The sequence below is a fragment of the Streptomyces sp. AM8-1-1 genome, assembly GCF_032229325.1.
Classification (GTDB): Bacteria; Actinomycetota; Actinomycetes; order Streptomycetales; family Streptomycetaceae; genus Streptomyces; species Streptomyces achmelvichensis.
Window position 1 is genome coordinate 8,436,305 of sequence record NZ_CP135086.1, and the last position, 19,919, is coordinate 8,456,223.

17 protein-coding genes are annotated in these 19,919 nt (G+C 67.4%); 9 read left to right on the forward strand and 8 right to left on the reverse strand.

The window, feature by feature from the left end:
* Positions 1 to 188: 188 nt before the first annotated feature.
* Entirely contained in the window at positions 189 to 1,967 is a 1,779-nt protein-coding gene (locus RPQ07_RS37560; RefSeq protein ID WP_313941893.1) for a trypsin-like serine peptidase, read from the forward strand.
* 49 nt (positions 1,968 to 2,016) lie between these two features.
* Entirely contained in the window at positions 2,017 to 2,499 is a 483-nt protein-coding gene (locus tag RPQ07_RS37565) for a hypothetical protein (protein WP_313941892.1), read from the forward strand.
* A 127-nt stretch (positions 2,500 to 2,626) separates the two neighbouring features.
* Here the strand turns inward: RPQ07_RS37565 and RPQ07_RS37570 are convergent, their stop codons facing one another.
* Together RPQ07_RS37570 and RPQ07_RS37575 are read right to left on the reverse strand one after the other, a co-directional pair.
* A complete protein-coding gene (locus tag RPQ07_RS37570; protein ID WP_313941891.1) occupies positions 2,627 to 2,980 on the reverse strand; it encodes a DUF6207 family protein in 354 nt (117 codons plus the stop codon).
* A gap of 155 nt (positions 2,981 to 3,135) precedes the next feature.
* Positions 3,136 to 3,801, reverse strand: a complete 666-nt coding sequence (locus RPQ07_RS37575) for an HNH endonuclease family protein (protein ID WP_313941890.1) — start codon at positions 3,799 to 3,801, stop codon at positions 3,136 to 3,138.
* A 334-nt stretch (positions 3,802 to 4,135) separates the two neighbouring features.
* On the opposite strand from RPQ07_RS37575, the gene RPQ07_RS37580 reads away from it, so the two are divergent.
* Positions 4,136 to 4,834 (forward strand): hypothetical protein, encoded by a 699-nt coding sequence (locus RPQ07_RS37580; RefSeq protein WP_313941889.1) that lies wholly within the window; start codon positions 4,136 to 4,138, stop codon positions 4,832 to 4,834.
* A 62-nt stretch (positions 4,835 to 4,896) separates the two neighbouring features.
* Here RPQ07_RS37580 and RPQ07_RS37585 read toward each other — a convergent pair whose 3' ends face one another.
* Positions 4,897 to 6,675, reverse strand: coding sequence for a hypothetical protein (locus RPQ07_RS37585; RefSeq protein ID WP_313941888.1), 1,779 nt, complete (start codon positions 6,673 to 6,675; stop codon positions 4,897 to 4,899).
* A 552-nt stretch (positions 6,676 to 7,227) separates the two neighbouring features.
* Positions 7,228 to 8,265 carry a hypothetical protein gene (locus RPQ07_RS37590; protein WP_313941887.1) on the reverse strand — a complete coding sequence of 346 codons (1,038 nt, stop codon included), beginning with the start codon at positions 8,263 to 8,265 and terminating at the stop codon, positions 7,228 to 7,230.
* Between the two features lie 200 nt (positions 8,266 to 8,465).
* On the opposite strand from RPQ07_RS37590, the gene RPQ07_RS37595 reads away from it, so the two are divergent.
* The 4 genes from RPQ07_RS37595 to RPQ07_RS37610 all read left to right on the forward strand — a co-directional run bounded on the left by RPQ07_RS37595 (position 8,466) and on the right by RPQ07_RS37610 (position 11,748).
* Positions 8,466 to 8,729 carry a helix-turn-helix transcriptional regulator gene (locus RPQ07_RS37595; RefSeq protein WP_313941886.1) on the forward strand — a complete coding sequence of 88 codons (264 nt, stop codon included), beginning with the start codon at positions 8,466 to 8,468 and terminating at the stop codon, positions 8,727 to 8,729.
* A gap of 159 nt (positions 8,730 to 8,888) precedes the next feature.
* Positions 8,889 to 9,755, forward strand: a complete 867-nt coding sequence (locus RPQ07_RS37600; protein WP_313941885.1) for a DUF6083 domain-containing protein — start codon at positions 8,889 to 8,891, stop codon at positions 9,753 to 9,755.
* A 36-nt stretch (positions 9,756 to 9,791) separates the two neighbouring features.
* Complete coding sequence (locus tag RPQ07_RS37605; RefSeq protein ID WP_313941884.1) at positions 9,792 to 10,280, forward strand: hypothetical protein; 489 nt, start codon at positions 9,792 to 9,794, stop codon at positions 10,278 to 10,280.
* Positions 10,267 to 11,748 (forward strand): UvrD-helicase domain-containing protein, encoded by a 1,482-nt coding sequence (locus tag RPQ07_RS37610; RefSeq protein WP_313948727.1) that lies wholly within the window; start codon positions 10,267 to 10,269, stop codon positions 11,746 to 11,748. The genes RPQ07_RS37605 and RPQ07_RS37610 overlap by 14 nt, the downstream gene beginning before the upstream one ends.
* Positions 11,749 to 11,799: 51 nt before the next feature.
* On the opposite strand, the gene RPQ07_RS37615 is transcribed toward RPQ07_RS37610, so the two are convergent.
* From RPQ07_RS37615 to RPQ07_RS37625, 3 genes are read right to left on the reverse strand one after another with little or no spacing between them, the layout of a single operon-like run.
* Positions 11,800 to 13,671, reverse strand: a complete 1,872-nt coding sequence (locus RPQ07_RS37615; protein WP_313941883.1) for a hypothetical protein — start codon at positions 13,669 to 13,671, stop codon at positions 11,800 to 11,802.
* Complete coding sequence (locus RPQ07_RS37620) at positions 13,664 to 14,140, reverse strand: ABC-three component system middle component 2 (RefSeq protein ID WP_313941882.1); 477 nt, start codon at positions 14,138 to 14,140, stop codon at positions 13,664 to 13,666. Before RPQ07_RS37620 ends, RPQ07_RS37615 begins: the two co-directional genes overlap by 8 nt.
* On the reverse strand, positions 14,137 to 15,267 hold the full coding sequence (locus RPQ07_RS37625) for an ABC-three component system protein (protein ID WP_313941881.1): 1,131 nt from the start codon (positions 15,265 to 15,267) through the stop codon (positions 14,137 to 14,139). Before RPQ07_RS37625 ends, RPQ07_RS37620 begins: the two co-directional genes overlap by 4 nt.
* A 196-nt stretch (positions 15,268 to 15,463) precedes the next feature.
* Here RPQ07_RS37625 and RPQ07_RS37630 point away from each other — a divergent pair, with 196 nt between their 5' ends.
* Complete coding sequence (locus RPQ07_RS37630; RefSeq protein ID WP_313948726.1) at positions 15,464 to 17,908, forward strand: DEAD/DEAH box helicase; 2,445 nt, start codon at positions 15,464 to 15,466, stop codon at positions 17,906 to 17,908.
* Between the two features lie 103 nt (positions 17,909 to 18,011).
* Positions 18,012 to 18,368, forward strand: a complete 357-nt coding sequence (locus RPQ07_RS37635; RefSeq protein ID WP_313941879.1) for a DUF6907 domain-containing protein — start codon at positions 18,012 to 18,014, stop codon at positions 18,366 to 18,368.
* 223 nt (positions 18,369 to 18,591) lie between these two features.
* Here RPQ07_RS37635 and RPQ07_RS37640 read toward each other — a convergent pair whose 3' ends face one another.
* Complete coding sequence (locus RPQ07_RS37640) at positions 18,592 to 19,860, reverse strand: competence protein CoiA (RefSeq protein ID WP_313941877.1); 1,269 nt, start codon at positions 19,858 to 19,860, stop codon at positions 18,592 to 18,594.
* Positions 19,861 to 19,919 lie beyond the last annotated feature (59 nt).

Sequence of the window (19,919 nt, forward strand, 5' to 3'; positions counted from 1 at the left end):
GGTCTGCCCACCCTGGCCCTGAAGCGACGATCAAGAATGAGCCAGCTAAAGCCAGAACGTGGCTGACACGCCACCTATTCAACATGCTTCCCCCTTTACGTAACGCATGATCTTACGATCATGGCGCATTCAAGGGGGATCACGCCACACAGAGTGATCTGCCTCTCTTTTGACCACGGAGAAGCAACGTGCACATACGAAAAACGCTCGCGGTCCTCGTGAGCGGACTGGCGCTTGCGGTGCTGCCGCTACCGCAAGCCCATGCGGAACCCGCACCACCGCCCACACCCGTCCCGGCCGCGGGAGACAACGATGCCCGCGGATTCACCCCTGCTGACGCGGACGCCTACTGGACGCCCGAGAGGATGCGCGCGGCGCAGCCGGTAGAAGGCGGAAAGAGCAACGGCGGTCCTGCACCACGCGGATTAGCGGCATCACCCAGCAAGCAGTTCGAAGGCATTCCGATTGTCGGGACCTTCTTCTTCAGCGACGGCACCGACACGGGCCGATTCTGCGGAGGAACGGTCGTCAGTAGCCCAGGCAAGAATCTCGCCATGAGCGCCGGGCACTGCTTCGACGACCAGGACGCACGCAAGAATCTGACGTTCGTTCCGCAGTACGACAATGGAAAGAAGCCCTTCGGGGCTTTCACCGTCAAGCCGGGCCGGATCTACGTCGACAGCCGCTATCTGGCACAGGGCCCTGATGCCGCGGCCGACCTCGACTTCAACTTCCTGCAGCTGGAACCCCGCGGCGGCAAGAACATCCAGGACGTCGTCGGCGCCGCAGAACTCCAGATCAACGCCGGCTACGAGCACAAGCCCGTCCGTCTCATCGGCTACCCCAACGTGCTGCAGCGACCACTGGACTGCACCGACAAGACCGTCCGCTACAACAGCACCGACGCCAAAATCCCCGGCAGCTTCCTCCGTATCGAGTGCAAGGCCTACTCGGGCGGAGCCTCCGGCGGCCCGTTCCTCGTCAAGAAGGGGAACGGCTGGGGACTCATCGGGGTCATCGGCGGCTGGCACACCGGCGGCAATGTCGACGACGTCTCCTACAGCTCCTATCTCGACGCAGACGCCAAGAAGCTCTACGACGACGCCGTCAACAACCGTCCCCCGGCCGGCCGTGGCGTCCTGGGATCCGCATCGACTTGGCAGCACGCCGAGGTGCTGGCCGGCGGCTACTTCACACAGAGCAACGCGGGCGGCTTCGACTACTCCGACCTCGTCGTGCGCTGGTCGGACGGCGAACTCACCCTCTACAGAGGCGCCGGAGAAGACGAGGACAACTTCGACAAGGAGATACGACTCGCCGGCCCAGGAGGTATATGGAGCCACGCGGAGAGCATCGCCGCAGGCGACTTCACCGGCGAAGACACTGACGACCTCATGGTCCGCTGGACCGACGGAGAACTCACTCTCTACCCCGACGTCGATGAACAGGGCTTCCACGGTGAACACCAGATCCAGCCACCCAACGCCCTGTGGAAACACGCCGTGTCCATCACCGCCGGCCGCTACACCACCGGCAGCAAATGGACCGACGACCTCCTGGTGCGCTGGACCGACGGCGAAGTCTCCCTCTACACCGACATGAACAAGGACGGCTTCCACGGCGAGAAGAAGCTCGCCGCAGGCAACAGCGTCTGGAAACACGCCACCAGCATCGCCGCCGGAGACTTCACCGGAAACGACCAGTGGGACCTCATGGTCCGCTGGAAGGACGGCGAACTCACCATCTACAAGGACATCGACCAAACCGGCCTGCACGGCGAAGTCCAGGTCAAGAAGCCCAACGACCTCTGGACCCACGCCACCGTCATCGCCGCCGGCGACTACACCGAAAACGACCACCCCGACGACTTCATCGTCCGCTGGTCCGATGGCGAAGTGTCCCTCTACCCCGATGCTGACGAAGCCGGACTCAGCCGCGAAATCACACTCGTCTACCCGCCAGCCTGACGCACGCCGAACACCACACCGCAGATTCCATCAGCCAGAAAGGAACACCATGAATTCCCTCACAAAAGCACTCTCTGTAGTGAGCATCGCAATGGGATCCCTCCTGCTAAGTTCAGGACCGGCCCTGGCCAGCATCTCTACACCGGACATCGTCGCATGGCACGAAGTCGGAGAAACCAATGCCAACTGGAAATGCGGAACAGTCACAGACCACCCGGCTGCAGACGGCATTCGATTCCGGGCATGCATCATCCGAAATGAAATGGACATGGCTCAAGCCGTACTCGTCCTGGTCAATAACTCCGGAAGAAAGGTGCAGATACACGGTGAAACGAATACGACTATAAGGACAAGCTGGAACCCGAGCAGGAAGAACCTCGCGGACGTAGACTGCGCCTCATCGCCTCTGAATACAGGTTTCCAAGTGGGCTGCTTCTCCAGAACGAAGCGTGTTGAGCCCTCGCTTTCTGTGAAAATGAGACTCAACATTAACGGCCACGTAAAAACCATAGAATACTCCCGGCCGGACTAAGCGGCAGGCAGGCTCCCGATGCTGGGGTGAGGGTTTCCGGCACTTTGCGTAGGGATCGCATCCTGCTGGCTTGCCTGGTGGTGGGCATGACTTTCGCCTGCCGCTGGGTAAGCCGTCCCGATCGGACCTATAGACGAGGTGGGGCGGGAAGCGGCGCAGCGGGACGCGCAGCGGCCGGGATGTAAGGGCTGCGGGCAGAAGTTGACCGATGGACGGCGACGGTTTCGGTCGACGAACGGCATCTCTGAAGCCTGCGCGTCATGGCGGAAAATCCTGGCAGGCCAAGGAACTTAGGCGTGCGGAGCCCGCTGCGGCGCATGTCTGCGTACATGCGGAGCGTGACGCCAGCCTGGCCTGGCACGCGCCGGACCTCGTCCGGCCGGGAGGTGGCCCACTGGCTGTCCATTTCGGCGACGGCGCCGAGTGCGGTGGCTGCGTCCGCGGCGGTGATGTCGATGACGATCAAACCGGGTTCCGTCACGTTGGTTCACGGACGCCGCGATCACGACCCGTGCGGGTGAATGGCGGCAGGCCCGGAGGCGGCGTGGGGCGTTCGGCGTGCGGCCCTGACACGACGAAACCCTGCATGCGGTCCCGCCCGCCCGGCGCCGGGACCGCATGCAGTGTGCGCAGGTTCTATGGCGCGGGGGTGTAGATGACGGCCGCGTCCTCGCACGGTCCGTCGGCGAACAACTTGAGTGCCTCGATCTCGTCGGTGTCGGCGGCGAGTTGCCAGCGGAGCTTGGTGGCGACCCATTCGGTCAGGTAGCGGCAGTGCGATTCGGCGGCCGGCGGCAGCCACTGAGCGGGGTCCTGGTCTGCCTTGGAGCGGTTCGTGCGGGCGGTGACGGCGACCAGGGAGGTCTCGGCGTGCTGGTCGTTGGCGTAGGCCTCGCGTCGTGCGGGGGTCCAGGCGGAAGCGCCGGAATCCCAGGCTTCGGCGAGGGGGACCATGTGGTCAATGTCGAGACTGCCCGCGTCGGTGACGAACTGCCCGTCGTAGTAGGACAGCCACCGTCCACCGGTGATGCGGCATCCCGGCGCGACATCCGGCCGCTCGATCGCTTCGGCGAGCAGGACCTCGTTACGGGTGTGGCAGCCGTCCGCGGGATCCAGGCCGGTGTTCCAGTGCTTGAAGCTGGTGCGCTGATATCCCTCCCGGCTCTCCGGCGCGATCGGCAGTCTGCCGACCGCGTCGGCGAGCGTGGCGACTTCGGCGGCTTGTGCGGGCGGGGCGGGTGCAAGGAGAGGAATCAGGGCGAGGGTGAGCGCGCTGAAGCCGCGCGTCAGGTTCTTGATCACTCCCGTTTGATAGCGGTCGCCCGCAGGGCGTTTCACGCTGCTGGAGTCCGCTCTCACCCGTGCGGACGTAGATGTTCACCGCAGAAACGATCAATTGCCGGGCTGGCTCGGTGCCTCAGGATGGGGTAGTCGGGGGTCGCTGGCGGGATGGCTCCTTGAGTGGGGCGTCTTCGGCGCAACGTGGCCTGAGCTTCGGGCGATCGCTTGCATGGAGGGCGGCGATGCTGTCCACGCTCCGTGCGGATCTCTCGCCGCTCACGAGCCGATCCCGGTCGGAGTGCGCGTGACGTTCTTCAGCCGTTGATGCTTCCTTGCCCGCCGATAGGTTGGCCCGATGAGCGAGCAGCGGAATGTAGAGGATGAAGCGGCTGGACTGCGGTGGATCGGGGTGCACAGCTACGAGAAGCCGCAAAGCGGCGCGCCCGGGATGCGTGGCAGCATCTCGCTGACAGCCGCTCGCGGCGTGGAAGCCGAGGAGTTCCTTATCCGTTTGGGAGCGGACCGTGAACAGCTCCGGTGCCAGGATCTGTACAAGGAGCGGGATGAGTTGACGATTTCCTCTGGTGTGGACGGGCACGTCAGCCGTGCGATGTACGGCACCTGCGGGGACTGGGTGTACGTCCTGGAGGACCAGGGCTGGGCGACCTGGTTCATGGGCTACCGGAGCGTGGCCGCGATGCAGCCGCTCATCGGGGAGGAGATCGTCTGCCTCACACTGAACCACCACGATGCTCCGTCTTTGATCCTCCACGCCCCACGGGATGGGAACGTACGGGAGGCCGAGTTCCGAGGGGACGCGGATTGGTCGCCGGAGCTCGACGCCGCATTGCGCGCGGCGGGCGCCGTGTTTCCCTCTCTGTACGACGGCGTGTCCACCGAGGAAGAGGTGGAGCTGTACTACGAGGAACACGCGGATGAGATCCCCGCCCGGGTGTTCGCCGGCGTCGGCCGCTACTGCAGCCTGTCGATCGACCGCGCCACGGTCGAGCGCGGCATGCTCCCGCTGGCTCTTCTTCCCGCGCCGCTGATCTGACCTGGCCGGCCGGTGGGGACGCACACGCTGGGCGCCCCCACCGGCCCTTCAGATGGTGGCCGCTACTTCGCGGTCATCGTGCAGATGACGGGGTTCACCGGCTTGCCGAACGCGTCGGTGGCCGCGCAGCTCCCGGTCATACGGGTGTTGAGCCAGTAGGCGTCCCTGTCCATGATGCGCATCTGCTTCATGAACGAGTTGAAGTTCCCGCCCATCGACTCCTGGTTGTGGATTCCGGAGATGGCCGAGCGCCCGCACACCTCGTGGAACGTCGGCACGACGCCGTTGTCGATGTTGTACAGGTGCACCTTCGTCCCGTGCTTCTTCGCGAAGGACTGTACGCAGGCTTTCCCGTTCGGGATGCCCGTGGTGCTGCCCGTGGGGACGGCCTCGTTCAGGCCGCCCTCGCTCTTCTTCATACCGCCGCTGTTGTAGGAGGAGGCGAAGGCGAACTCGTCACAGTTCAGCTTGTCCGACGCATCGTCCAGCGCGCTGGCGTCGCCGTTCTCCGCAGCCCACTTGTCGGGGCAGATGCGGGCGCGGTTCCTCGTGTTCTGCGCCTCATCGCCCATGTAGTACAACGGCTTGTTGTTCGCCTCGGAGCCGGCGTGGTTCGGCAGCACAGTCTGGATGAGCCATGCGTGCGCCGCGGCCTGCGGGTACCTCTTGGCGTTGAACACGTAACTCGGGGCCGAGTTGACAAAGACACAGCCGGCGGAGCCCCACTTTGTCTTGAAAGTGTCGCAGCGGATCTGGTCAAGGTCGGGAGTGTCCTGCCAGTAGCCCTTGCTCCACTGGTAGTTGACCTTCTGCACGCTGCCGGGGGAAAGAACCTGCCCCTCGATCTTGACGTCCGGCTTGTACACGTACTTCATGTCGGCTGCGGACGCGTCCCACGTGTACTTCGTGGTCAGTGACGCGGTGTGCGTGTCGCCGGGCTTCCAGGTCGGGGTGGCCGTCCAGTCCCCGCCTTGGGGCTCGATCGGCTTGCACGAGCCCTGGCAGATGTGGCCGTTGAACGCGGACAGGGCGATGCCGCCGTCGAAGTCACCCGGGATGTTGACCCCCTTGATCGTGAGGGTTTCGGTGAAGCTGTCCGGGCCGTCCAGGCGGAGCGTGCGGGTGAACTGGAAATCAGCCTTCGCCGTGGGGTCGTCGTCGGGGCCCAGGTAGTAGGTGACCGGCCGGCTGTCGCATTCCTTGAACCGGTCGGCGTAGGCCCCCATGGAGCCGTTCTCGCACCAGCCCGCGTCGCGCGTGCCCCTGGATTTGGCGGGCTTGTCCGGGGTCGGGGCGATACACACCCGGCGGCCGGCGGCGTCGGTCGGACCGCACTGCTTCGCGGCCTTGTAGGTACTGCGCGTGACGCTGCCAGAGGCCAACGGCTTGGTCTGCTGGCTGTTGGGTGCCGTGGTGAAGCCTGGATTCGGCGCGTCATAGACCGGCGCCGGAAGCGTCAGGTCCACCGGCAGCTCGATACGCAGCCTCGCCCACGGCGACCACGACGTCTCGTACAGGGAGCCGTCGTAGGCGCTCGTGTGGAAGACGTAGTCGACGTTCGGACTCAACCACTTCGGGTCGATCGTCACCGTGGCTGCAGTCCCGGAGTTGACGTAGCCGGAGACCTTCACGCCGAACTCGTTGTCATCGATCTTGACTTTGGTTTTGGGCTTGCCGCCGGCGTCGACGGTCCACACCTCGAAGGTGAGGTTGGCTTTGTCGCCGTCGGCGTCGGTGACCGTGTTCCGCAGCTGGACCTTGCGGGTGTTCACGCTCCAGGTGCCCAGCCCCTCGTCGACCTGCTTCCAGGCCGGCCCGGCCGACGGGTTCTTGCCCGACACCGGACGGGCTCCGGCCCTGACTTCTTTCTCGGGTCCGGCACCGGGCCGTGTGGACGGTGCGGCGTTGGGATCGGGGTTCGGATCGAAGGAACCGGCGGATGCGGTGCCCGCCAAGCCGGACCCCAAAAGCAGGACGGTGGCGGCGCCACAGGCTAAGCGGGACAGGACTCGTCTTTTTCTGGAGTTTCCAGACAAGAGATGTGTTCCCTTCTGGCCCCACCCCCTTTGTGCTCCCCGGGGCAGGGCTGGTCGGTGATTGTCGCGCCAGACCTTCCTATGGGCCGCCGTGATCACACAGCAAGGCCATGGACTGGGGAGCGTTCACCCTTATCAGGAGGTAACAGACGTGACCCCCAACACGGTTGTGTCCCCGGCCGTCACGATCTCGTGAGGGCCGCGTGAAGGACTCACAGGTTCCGCCTGCAACGCCCCCGGCGTGCCATGGCTCACCTCCAGTACCGGCACTTTCGGCGGGCGGTGATCCCGGCAACAAGGGAGCCGTCTCCCGGCCGTCCGGGAGAGTGAAGGGCGCCAGGCTGGCGGTGAGCGGCTTCAGCCGCCAAGGCGTGTTGCGGGGCGCATGGGAGCCCAGTGGAGTTCATCGGTGTGCGGGTCATGCGCCCACGTGGTGATCGCTCCGGCGATGACGAGTCGGTTGAGCAGGCCTTCGAGCTCGGCGGGTTGGGTTCCGCAGGCGCGGCTCAGGCGATCGGCCTCCACGCCGGTGTGCGGGTGAGCCGGCGAGCCGTGTGCAGCGAGGGCAAGCGCTGCCAGCCGTACGCCGGCAGGCAGAACTCTCACGTGCGCTGCGGAGGTGACGTGCAAAGCCCAGTTGGCGGCCTGGAGGCGGTCGGGGCGGGCGGGCGGCCAGCTCACGGCATCGACGAGCCGGGCGATGAACACCGGCCTGCCCGGGTGGGTGGTGTCGTTCTGCGTGTGGAGCCAGCGGTGATGCTCGAGTTCACGCCACGGCGTGGGGTCGTGGGCCAGGCGCATGCTGCGCAGGAGTCCGGTGGGCAGCTGCACGTGTCCCCGGGCGTCGGCGCGCAGCGCGCATTGCAGGGCGAGCAGACGGGCTTTCGGGTCGGCCTGGGGAGAGAGCGCTGCTGCCAGATAGCTGAGCACGTCCTGGATGCGGACCTGCTCCGAGGGGCCGCGTGACCGTCTGCTCCGCTTCCTCCGCTGGGAGCCGGCGTCGTCCCCGCCGCGCGGCTGTGCCGGGGTGCCGGCGAAGGCGGTGTCGGGAACGGCGGCGGCGTACGGGGTGGCGTTGGCGCAGGCGGCGCAGACATCGGCGAGGCGCCAGAGGCGGCCGCCGTGGTCGCGGGTGAGGACGAGGAGGATGGGGCCTGCGCAGCCGCGGTGGCGGGGGTGCCATCGGCAGCCGCGTTCGTGGCACTGGCAGACGCGCAGGTGCGCTGGGAGGGCGTCGCTTCGGGCGTGCCGGGCGAGGTGGGCGAGGGCTGCTGGCCGGGCTGATGTCCCGTGCAGGAGCTGGCCCTGGGGCGCGCAGCGGGGGCAGTGGAGCGCCGGCCTGCCGTTATGGGGGCGTAGTTCCACGGTCCAGGTGCGGGGCACGGGTGGGTGCATGGTGCACAGCCTCATGGGACGTGCGTTCCTCCTGTCGTCGGCGCGAGACCGGTCCGCGCTCCCCGCCAGTCGATGGGGGAGCGGTGTGCCGGCGGCACACCGTAGTGCAGACCTCTGCCCTGTCGATGATCCCGCCACCTGCAGAAATAGGGCAGAGGTCTGCACTGACAGGGCAGGGGTCTGCACCGTCGGATGGTGGGGTGACGATCTTCCCGCCGGACCCGAACCTCGACGCGCTGCGTCTGCAGCTGGCGCGCCTGAGGAGCGAACGCGGCTGGAGCTACGACGAGCTCGCCCGCCGCAGCGGCCTGGGCAGACGCACCGTCATCGAAATCGAGCAGGGCCGCACCATCGGATCGCTGAAGACCTGGCACGCCCTCGCGCACGCCCTGAACGTGCCCGTCGACCAGCTCTTCGCACCGCTCTGCGAGGGCCACACCCCGCCCGCAGAAACCACCGACTGACCCGCCCCCGCGTAGGCCGGGCGAATCACTCGATCAGGGAACCCGCTTCGCTCTGACATGCGACCAGTCGTCCGCATGTTCCTAGGTATTGGTCTGTCCGGAGGACGCGGGCGGCACGGCCGCCGTGTCGGCGGCGCGCCGCCTGTCACCTTCACCGCCATGCGCTCCACCACCACTGCCTCATCCGGCCGCCGCTGGGACGGCAGCCCCACCACCGCCCGGCACCTGCGCGCTCTGCGGATCGCTGCGGACAGTCCGTCCCGGCTCCTGCGCACCGCCCAGCCCGGCCGCTGCCACGCCTGCGGCAACCGCATCGACTGGTACACCCGCACCGACCACCGCTCCATCAGCCTCCACCCGGCAGAACTCCGCACGGCCACCGTCCCCGCCGGCTCCCGCTGGCACGTCGCTGCCGGCATTGCCCACCCCGGCAGCGACGGCACCTCCTGGTGCCGCATCCCGCACCTCGCGCTCTGCCCGCGCGGCGATGCCCCGGCCGAACTCACCCCGCTACTCACTGAACTGCGCCGCCACCTCGCCCTGAGCACGCGGCGCCTGCTCGACTCCGGCACGTTCACTCCCACCGCCGACCGGCCGACCCGCGCGCCGGACGTGGCGGCGTGCAGACCGACCCGGCCCGTGGTCCAGATCCTCTACGGCCGCTACCTCGCCGCCCAACCTGTCGAGGACATCCGGTGCATCGCCCAGACCCGACGACGGGAGCGCTGCCCACACCCCGTCCTCGCCCCCGACGCCCCAGCCGGCCGCTGGACACTGATGCCCGCCACCCCGGCTAGCGGACAGCTCGCCCTGCCCGCAGCCGACATGGCCATCTACAGCCTCAGCTCCCTGCCGTATGCGGAACAGCTGCGCTGGCGCGCCCAGCGCTGCCCCGCGCACGCCGCCGCCCCGGCCGCGGCCGACCTCGCCCTGGCCGACTGGGAGGTCTTCGACCCCCTCGTCCACCACCAGCACCTTCACCCCCGGACCCCCACCGCGGTACGGCGTCGGCGAGGGCACGCATGAACCACGCGAAGGCTCTCGCGCGGGGGAGGCACCGGCATGCCGCATCACGCCCTTGAGATCACCCTCACCCGGCCCGCGACCCGCGCCGAACTCGCCCGCGCCGCCCACGTCATGGCGCTCGTGCCGAACCGCGACCGAACCCGCCTGATCACGCTGGCAGCAGGCAAGACCCCGGCCAAGGCCCTCACCCGCGCCCACCGGAACCTGGCAGGGCTCCTGCCCGTAGATGCCGTAGCGACGCACTACCCGGACGCCGACCATCGCATCAGGCTCTTGATCAACTTCGGCCCGGATGACGACGCCCTCATCCGTCACGCAGCCAAACGCGCCGGCCAGACAACAGGCACCTTCATCGAGACTGCCGTCCACGACGCCCTGGCCCACCGAGAACGTGAGCAAGCCGCACGACTCGACCGTGCCCTTCAACAGCTACTCACCACCACCACGCCCCTCGCGCTTCTGGCAGCCATCGGGCGCCACCTGTCCCACCACACCCTGGAACCCACGCGTGCTGCATCCCACTGACGAACAGACCGCAGCTGCCGATGCGTTCCGCGCAGGCGACCACCTCGCCCTCCAGGCCGGCGCCGGAACAGGTAAAACGAGCACCCTCGTTCTCCTCGCCTCCACGACCCGGCGCCGCGGCCGGTACATCGCCTTCAACAAGGCCATCGCCCAGCACGCAGCCACCCGCTTCCCGCCCACCGTTGCCTGCAAGACCGCCCATTCTCTCGCCTTCGCCGCCGTCGGCCACCGCTACGCCCGCCGCCTGAACGGCCCCCGACAAGCGGGCTGGAAGACCGGCATGGCCCTCGGCATCACCAAAGCGGTGCGCATCGGCGAACGCGAAGTGACCCACAAGGCCCTCTCCCACGCCGTACTGCGCACGGTGACCCGCTACTGCCACTCCGCCGACCGCACCCTCACCCCGTGCCACGTACCGCAGCTGCGCGGCCTCGAAGACCCGCGCTTGCACACCCAACTCACCCAGACAGTCCTGCCGTTCGCCCGCAAAGCCTGGGCCGACCTCCAGCACCCCGAAGACGGCGTTGTGCGCTTCGACCACGATCACTACCTCAAGATCTGGGCTCTGTCGGACCCGAAGATCGACGCCGACTTCCTCCTCCTCGACGAAGCCCAGGACACCAACCCCGTCCTCGAACAGGTCCTCACCGCCCAGCGCGCCCACGCTCAGCTGGTGATGGTCGGCGACTCCGCCCAAGCCATCTACGGCTGGCGCGGTGCCCGCGACATCATGGCCGGCTTCGACGGCCACACCCTGCCCCTGTCCCGATCCTTCCGATTCGGGCCCGCCCTCGCCTCGGAAGCGAACCGGTGGCTGACGATCGCCGACGCCCCCATCCGCCTGACCGGATCCGACACCATCCCCACCGAACTCGCTCCGGTCGAGCGCCCCGATGCAGTGCTGTGCCGCACCAACATCGGAGCCATCACCGAAGTGATGGCGCACCTCGCGGCCGGCTATCAGGTCGCCCTGGCCGGGGGAGGACGAAGCCTCTACACGCTGGCCACGGCAGCCCGCGACCTCAAGAGCGGGCGACCCACGACCCACCCAGAACTGATCCTGTTCTCATCCTGGGGAGAACTGCAGGACTACGCCGACCACGACCCCGCCGGCGGCGATCTCAAGCCGTTCATCGACCTCATCGACCAGCACGGACCCGACGCCCTCCTGCACGCCGTCGAACGGCTGGCCCCCGACGTCCATGCCGACGTCATCATCTCCACCGCTCACCGAGCTAAAGGCTGCGAGTGGCAAACGGTCAGAATCTCCGGCGACTTCACCCCGCCCAAGAACACCAAGGAGCAGGACGCGAACGGCGGCCCCGTTCCCGGCCCCATCAACGACGCTGAAGCGCGCCTCGCTTACGTCGCAGTCACCCGCGCTCGTGGCCGACTTGACCGGGGCGGCCTGTCCTGGATCGACGATCACCCCGCAGGTAACCAAGAGCAGCGGCCGCCAACACTTTGATCCCCCGTCCGTGCACAGGGTGCTTGGTCTCGTTCCTTTGGTAGCGGTTGGCTATCTGCCGACCGAGCTGTCTTCGTCGCCCACGGTGTCAGGCAGGACGGGGAAGAATCCGAAGCGGTGGTCGTGCGGGTCGCGGCTGAACATGTACACATGCGCCTGCTCCACGATGTCCGCAGGCGGATCCCCGTTCTCCACGACGACGGCCTGGCCTGCGAAACGGCTGAACAGGTCACGGTAGAAGTAGTCGATGACGCTGTCGGGCAGGTCAGGGTCGTCCGTGCGTCGTATGCCGGGCTGACGGTAGGTGACGAGGGGGGAGTCGAGGACCACGAACCCTGGGTGGCGGTGTTCCTTGGCCAGGCAGTATTCGGCCAATGAGACGGCGAATGCGGCGTGCAGCACTGCACGCATGCCTTTGCCGTGGCCTGCGCGGGAGTGATCGCCGACGAACAGCTCCGCGCTGTACTGGTCGTAGGACACGTCGTGGAGGCGGACCTGCCACTGTTCCAGTGTGCGTTCGACGGCGCGGTCGAACTCGGCGACGATACCGGCAGGGACGCTGGTACTAGGACGGCCGCCGGGGACGGCACCGTCGGCGACCAGGCCTGCCCTGACATCCTCGAGTTCCTGGATCCGGCGATGGAGGCCGAGCTGGGCTTCCACAAGCGAGCGCACTGTCATCAGCTCCGCAGCCTCGTTCTGCAGTGGCTGCATGTCGTCCTCGATGTGTGCGATCGACCGGTCTGTCTCCTGTGCTCGCCCCACGTGGACGGTGCGCTTCCCGATGAGCTCCTCTCGCTGCACCCGCAGATCGTCGATGGTAAGACGAAGATCGGACAGGAGCTGCCGGGTCTTCGTGCTCTCCGCGTGAACGGCGGTGTGCAGCGCCGTTGTCTCCTGGCTGTCGTGGTTGGCGCTCTGGTGCTCGGGCTCTGCTCCGCAGAAGACGCAGGGTCCGGTCCGGAAGTAGCCGAGCAGGCTGCCGGCCTCATTGACCATTTCCAAGCGGGCCAGGTCGGATTCGTACTGGTTGCGCAGGAGCCCGAAGCGCCCTAGGAGGTCGTCGACTTCGCCCAGACGTTGCTCGTACTGGCCGAGAGTCACCGACAGTTCTGCCCTGCGCGCCACGGCCCGTGCGTGCTGGCCTGTGATGTCCCGAAGGGACAGAGCGGCTTCGTCCTGGTGGGTGAGGACACGGTGCAACTGCCCGGCCAGTTCGGCTTCGTTGCCTCCGTTCGGATCGAGTTGCCGCTGCAGATCGAGGATCAGCTCGTCCAGGAGACTGATCTTGCCCTTGTGGACGCGGCGCTGGCCCGGGCTCGGCCGGTCGTCGGCCGGAGGCTCGCCCTCACCGGTCAGCAGCAGCTTCAAGACGGATTTGTGCGCGCTCTGTCCACTGGTGCCCGTGGCGCGCAGCACGGGTGAGACCTTGGAGACCATCCGGGTCTCGCTGATCAGGCACAGATGGAGCAGATCACGAAAGCCCAGGAGTTTCGAGCCGCCAGTGTCGTTGGTGCTGATCAGGCTGCCGTCCAGGCCAATTTGCTCCAGCAGGTAGCGGGAGAGATTCTTCGAACTTTTGGCGCTGTGCTGTGCGGTCAGCTCCAGATCGGCGGCCCGGTAGATCAGCTCGCGCAGATCCGCGTTGTACACGCTGACCTTGCCCGACTGCGGGCCGCGCATGAGCGTAATGACACTGCTGTCAGGCAGCTGCAGGCCGAGGAGGATCTGTGTGTATCCCTCGGCTTCGGGGATCATGCTGAGTTTTCGTGCGCCGAGCATGTAGTCGATCGCTTCGGTGACGAACGACTTTCCAGTGTCGGAGGCTCCGTAGATCACTGTGAGCTTGGGGTCGAACACGACCCGGGCGGGGTCGCGGCCAATCCCGGCGAACGTCAGGTGCAGCAGCCTCAGATTAGGCATGGTCACTTCCAGAGGCAGGAAGACGGGACTCGAAGTCGTAAGCCCACCGGTCGGTGATGGCCCGTGTAGCGGAGCGCACGTCCAGATCGGACGACGCCCGAGCCGCAATCAGCCACGAAGCCCTGTCCTTGAGAGCATCCGCATACGGTGCCGCGAGGATGTCCACGAAGCCCGGCCCTTCCTCGCTGGCTCGATAGAGCAGGCCCTCCGGGGTCGCCTCGAGCTCGGCGAGCCCCGCCCGCAGCAACACGACCAGCCCTTGTTCGATCAGTCCGCGTTTCATCGCGAGTTCTCCCGGTCCGGCCGGCAATGCCGGATGCAGGCTGGGGGGACCGTTCACTTCGCTGCTGTGCAGCATGAGATGGTCCAGACACACCAACTGCGCCACATCCAATGGCTGTGGAAACGAGGCTGTCAGAAGCATCAGAGTGCGCATGCCGACCTCGAGCGGACTGTTGAGGGGATTCACTGCTCCGCCCCCTGAACCCAAGTGAGTCGGTCTTCGTTGGCGAGCTGATGACAGATGCCCTTGCGATCGTCCTGATCCACCACCTGCAACAGCACGTTGGAACCCAGCTGCATGTTCCGGGCTGCGGCGAGCACGGCCTTCAGCCGCGCCCAGCCAGTGGCGAAGTCGTCTTCCTCCACTTCCACCACACCACTGAATACGGACTCCTGCAGGGACTCGAAGGTTCCCACCGGCACGCTGTCCCGGGCGAACATGCGCAGCTGCTCTGCACGGTAGAACGCCTCCCGCTGATTCTGCAGATTGCGGCCAGCCTTGGGGTGCGCCCTGGCCTCCTCCGGTGAGGCCGCGGAGCAGCCCCACTTCTCGCAGTAGACATCCAGCAACTGCTGGATGTACCGCGCCTCTTCCGGAGCGTGCTCGGCCGGCGCCGGCTCCTGGGCAGGCCGGTCCGGCAGAGGCGTTCCGAACCGCCGCACATGATGAGGCGTCGAGGCGTGCTGCTCAAGGATCGTGTCCAGGTTGCCGGCTTCGAAGCGCGAGAACTCAGACTGGCGAGCAAGATCCAGCGCCCGGTCCAGCAGGCCGCCCGTGTATTCCAGCGCGAGCTTGGCCGAATTCTTCGTCACCCAGTCGAAAAACCCCGCGCTCAACGCAGAGGGCTTCGCCAACAACTGGATGAGTGACCCCCCGATCCGCGGCGCCACAAAGACATACCGCTCGGGCAGCACTTTGTACTGCCGCTCGGCCACAGCCGAATGGATCTTGAGGATCTCCGGATAGGCGACGGACGGTCCCAGCGCTTTGTCGTAGTGCTTGCACTGATAGCAGTGCCAGCGTCTGTCGGTCTTCGCCGGCGTCAGGAAGGCGGCAATGTCCGCGCCTCGGTCGTTGGATCCCCCCATGCCCACCACGTCCACGTACCCGGCCTCCTTGAGCGACATCACCCACTCGTAGATGAACTCCTCCCAGTCGTCAGCTGAGTAGTGCACCAAGCGCTGCTTCGGCGTCAGAGCGGGCGGTAGAGCCATCATGGGGGACACCACTGTCACCGGCGTCTGCGACGCCGTGGGCAGCTCAGTGAACAAGGGCTCGGCAGGAAACGCCGACGACCGCTCCGGTGTGCTCATTGATCTCCCGGTCGTACCTCAACCAACCGCCGCAACAGACGTATTACCACTCGTTATCAGTTCCCAACAGCCGGTGACTAGACCGTGATGGCTTAAACGCTGCACCAGCGAGCAGACTCCGCTTCCCGCCCGAATGGACCCGGGCGACGTCAACACCACGTCATTCCCCCGCCCGCCGCTGCGTCATCATGGGCACATGGTCACGCAGGTTGATGCCTTCACCGCCCGCTCGCTTCGAAAACCACTCCTTCACGCGGACCAAGAGCGCGGTTTGGCAGCAGTGGTGCAGCACCTGCGGCGACCGCACAGCCGCGCGCTCTATGTCTCTGCGACGGGGACCGGCAAGACGCTAGTGTCGATCCGGGCTGCCGATGCGATCAACGCCCGACTCGTCCTGGTTGTGGTGCCCACGCTCGATCTAGCTGCACAGACTGCCCTCGCCTGGCGCCGGGACGGCCATCAGGAACACATGGTGATCGTGTCTTCGATGGACGCCACCGCGCAGGATGTCCTCGCCGCACGCCGCATTGGGTCCACCAGCAATTCTCAGACCCTTGCCGCCCTGATGTCTGTTGTGGGGGAGGGCACGGACCAGATCCCCGCGCTGACTCTGATCTGTACCTACGACTCGCTGGACAAGATCGAGGAGACACAGAACACGAGATTCGTGGTGCCGCCGTTCGACCTTGCCATCATGGACGAGGCGCACCGGATCGCCGGCCGGGCCGACAAGAAGTGGGCAGCCGTCAATGACGGGGCGCGGATCCGCGCCGACCGCCGCCTCTACATGACCGCCACCCCACGCATCTTCGCCGCCCCCGAACTGGCCGAGTCCGCTGACACCACCCGCCCCCGCCGCCGTGCCACCGCGCCGAACCAGGAACTGGAGGTGGACGCGTTCGCCAACTCCATGGACAACGAGCAGGTGTACGGAAGGAAGGTCTTCGAGTACCCCCTCGCCCAGGCGGTGGAAGACGGCCGGGCTGCGGACTACCGCATCGTGGTGCCCACCCTCACCGACGCCGACCTACGCCGCAGCCTGAACATCCCTACCCCCACCACATCCCCGCCCAGTGGGGACGGTGAGGAGGGGGACAGCGCGCTGCGCACCACCGCCCTGCACCTGTCTGTCCTGCGCGCCATGACCGAACACCGTCTGAGCAAAATCCTGGTCTACTTCAACCTCGTCTCCGACGCCCGCCGCTTCGCCCGCGAACTCCCCCACACCCTGCGCCTGCTGGCCCGCACCGATCCCGACCTCGTCCCGGACATCACCCCCAGGCTGTTCTTCGCCCACGGCGAGTACACCCCCGCCCAACGCGCCGACACCTTCACGGCTTTCGCGGCCGCCGACTGCGCGATCCTCGCCAACTCCCGCCTGATCGCCGAAGGCGTCGACATCCCCAGCGTGGATGCCATCGTCTTCGCCGACCCCACCCGCAGCGTCATCCGCTGCGTCCAAGCCCTCGGCCGCGCCCTGCGCCTGGACGTGTCTGGCAAGACCGCCTCACTGATCGTCCCCGTCTACGTCCCGCCCGGCGCCGACGGCGAGAACATCCTCGGCACCGCCTACGAGCCGGTGTGGGCGATCGCCTGCGCGCTGGCCAGCCACGACCACCGCATCCTCGAGCGCCTCCCGGACAAGACCAACCGTCTCCCCAGGGAGACCAGCGACGTCATCGAACGCCGCTGGCACTTCGACTTCACCGTCCACCCCGAGCGCATCGCCCGCGCCATGGATTTGGCCTCCTTCGACCCCCGCGAGGCGGCTGTCTCCCGCTCCCGGCGCCTCGGCCTCGCCGCCGCCCAGTCCTACCGTGACGAAATGGGCCACCTCGACGTCCCCGCCGACTACACCGACCCCGCCGGCTACACCCTGGGCACCTTCATCACCACCATGCGCGACGCTGCGAAGGCCGGACGACTCGAAGCCGACTGGATCGCCGAACTCGACGCCCTCGGCATGATCTGGGACAAGCACGACGCCGCCTGGCGCGCCCGCCTGACCGCCGCCGCCGACTACCTGCGCACCCACGGCCACCTCGCCGCCCCCGCCACGACCGCCGTCGGCTCCTGGCTCGCCGAACAACGCCACCTCGCAGCCAAGAACCAGCTCGATCAGGCCCGCGCCGACGCCCTGACCACCCTCGCACCCGACTGGCGCCTGCCCCACGGCGCCGACTGGCACCGCAAATACCACCTGCTGCGCGCCCATCTCGCCGACGGAGCCGACCCGGCCATGCTCACCCGCGACACCCTCCTGGCCGGCGTCAAGATCGGCTCCTGGCTGCACCGCCAGCTGGCCACCTGGCAGACCCTTCACCCCGGCCAGCAACATCTGGTGAGCTCTCTTGGCCTTTTCCCCGGGAGCAACCCGCTCAGCCCCGCCCGCCGCACCCGCCGCACCTTCGAACAGACCGTCCAGCTCCTGGAACTCTTCCTCCACCGCGAAAACCGCGCCCCCGCCGCCCGCGAGACGATCCGCGTCGACGGCGAGACGGTCAGGATCGGCGCCTGGCTGGCCAAGGCCCGCACCAAGCACCGCGCCGGGCAGCTCGACGCTAGCCAAGAGCGCCTGGTCGACGCCCTCTTCGACGGGGACTGGACCGACGAGAACGCTACTCCAGCGCCCCTCGTGTAGTTCCGGCCCGATCGCGCTCAGCCCTGGCCACGTCGCCCCGTCGGCTCACGGGCAGCCTCCGGCGTGCCTTCCGGCGCAGACAGTGGCGCAACGGGCAGGATGCATGATCGTGGACACTGCCACCGCGCAACCGGCCCTTCCGCCCTTCACCTGCCCTGCGTGGTGCGACTGGAAGCACCAAGCAGACGCGGGTGTCGCGTCTCTCGAGGACGTTGTGCACATGGTGATGGGGCCGGGCCTTGCCGTTCCCCGCCACAGCCGGGCAGGCTGGCTGGAGGTCATGCTGACCCTGACATCCGGCACATGCCCGGACGGCGCACCAGGAGCGCCTCACATCGAGGTCGAGGCGACCGGCGAGGCCGGTCGGCTGTCCAGCCAGGACGACGTCGTGGGACTCATTCAAGAGCTGCGAGCGATGACAGCAACTCTGGAGACCTGGATGGAGCGTCTTCCCGGATGAGGTCGGCTCCGTCGGCGGCGCCGGACGGGCCGCGCTCTCCTTGCGACGTTGACGACGGCCGGGCCCTGCGCAACGTGCGCTTCGCTGATCGGCTTCATGCCCGGCACGACGCGTCCGTGCGCGTTCACTCGACCGAGTAGCGCCATCACCGGCACCGGGCCCCGTACCCTTCGACACCCCCTCTGCCGTCGATAGGCGCTCACCCACCGGAAGCTGATGCGTTTCACGTCAGCGTCGCGGTCCGGGGACCGACCCGTTCGTAGGCGCAGTGCTGGGTGACCGGATCCAAGACGGCGACTTTCAGCAGGCTCTGGGCGGCTTCCTCGATACGCAACAGCCAGACCCGGCCGGGGACCAGGATGGTCAGGTCCGCAGGCCACCCGGCGAGCGCCGAAGGATCAGGGCACACCACACCGGCCAGCTGGAACGCGGCCCCCTTGCGCGGCCGGCTGTAGAGGAGCAGCCCGTTGCCATGGGCGGGGCTCTGGTCACCGCATGTGACGGCCTTGCCAGAGGCGGAGCAGACCAACTGCATGAACGCGGGCCACAGCGCGGCCTTGATGCCCGCGTGCTCGAAGAAGTCCGCCAGCCGCTCCTGCTCCGCCTGCTGCTCCTCGTGCGCCTCTTCCTCGGCAGCCAGTCTGCGCTGCTCGGCGGCCAGTCGGACCCGCTCGGTGGCAGCGGCCTGCTCCTGTGCGGCCCGTCGGCGCTGCTCGGCCGCAGCCGCCTGCTGGACGGCTTCGGCATCGGCCTCCAGCCGGGCCCGGGCGATGGCCAGGTGGACGTAGGAGTGGGCGGTCCACCACACCGAGCCGCCCGGGCCGGTATGGGCATGAACCCGTCCCTGAAGAATCCACCGGACCGCCTCGTCCAGACAACAGCTGATGTGCGTCCACGCCGCCTTCGTCTTCACCGTGCGTGGCGCTGCCCAGGTGTAGCGCGCCATGCCATGGCGCACTGTCCATGCGTCCCCGCGGTCCCTAGGGGGCGCTACCCGCAGGGAGGGCACGCCGCGCTCCCACGGGCGCTTCTCCATCGCCACCCAGCACACCGCCACACCGTCCGCCGCGTAGCGGTCCGTCCGCATCCGAGCGTCCTGCGGCGTCATGGGCGACAACTGCGCCTCCAGCGCGATGAACGGCCGGTCCTGCCGGTCGAAGACCAGCACGTCGGCACGCCAGGTCCGGGCCTCGTTGCCGACCTCCAGCTCTGCTCTGAAGCCCGCCGCCCGGGCGGCGGTGGCCAGCTCCAGCTTCAGCAGGTGATGCTCCGGCGACTCGTTCGCCAACTCACAGTCGCGCGGCCGCACCTGGTGGTAGAAGTGCCTGGCGCGGTGGGGGGAGATGCGCGCGAACACCCTTCCCCGGCACTCCGGACACGCGAGCTCCAGCCCTTTCACGCGGTGGACGTCCGCCCAGGACCGGCCACAACCGAGATCGTCCAGCGACGCATCCAGCCGGCCCCAGCCCGCGTGCACAGCGGTGTACCCCATCAGCCCCCTCCCGTGTGGCCCGAGAAGGACAGCATCCCCTCGCGGCGGGACGGCGATAC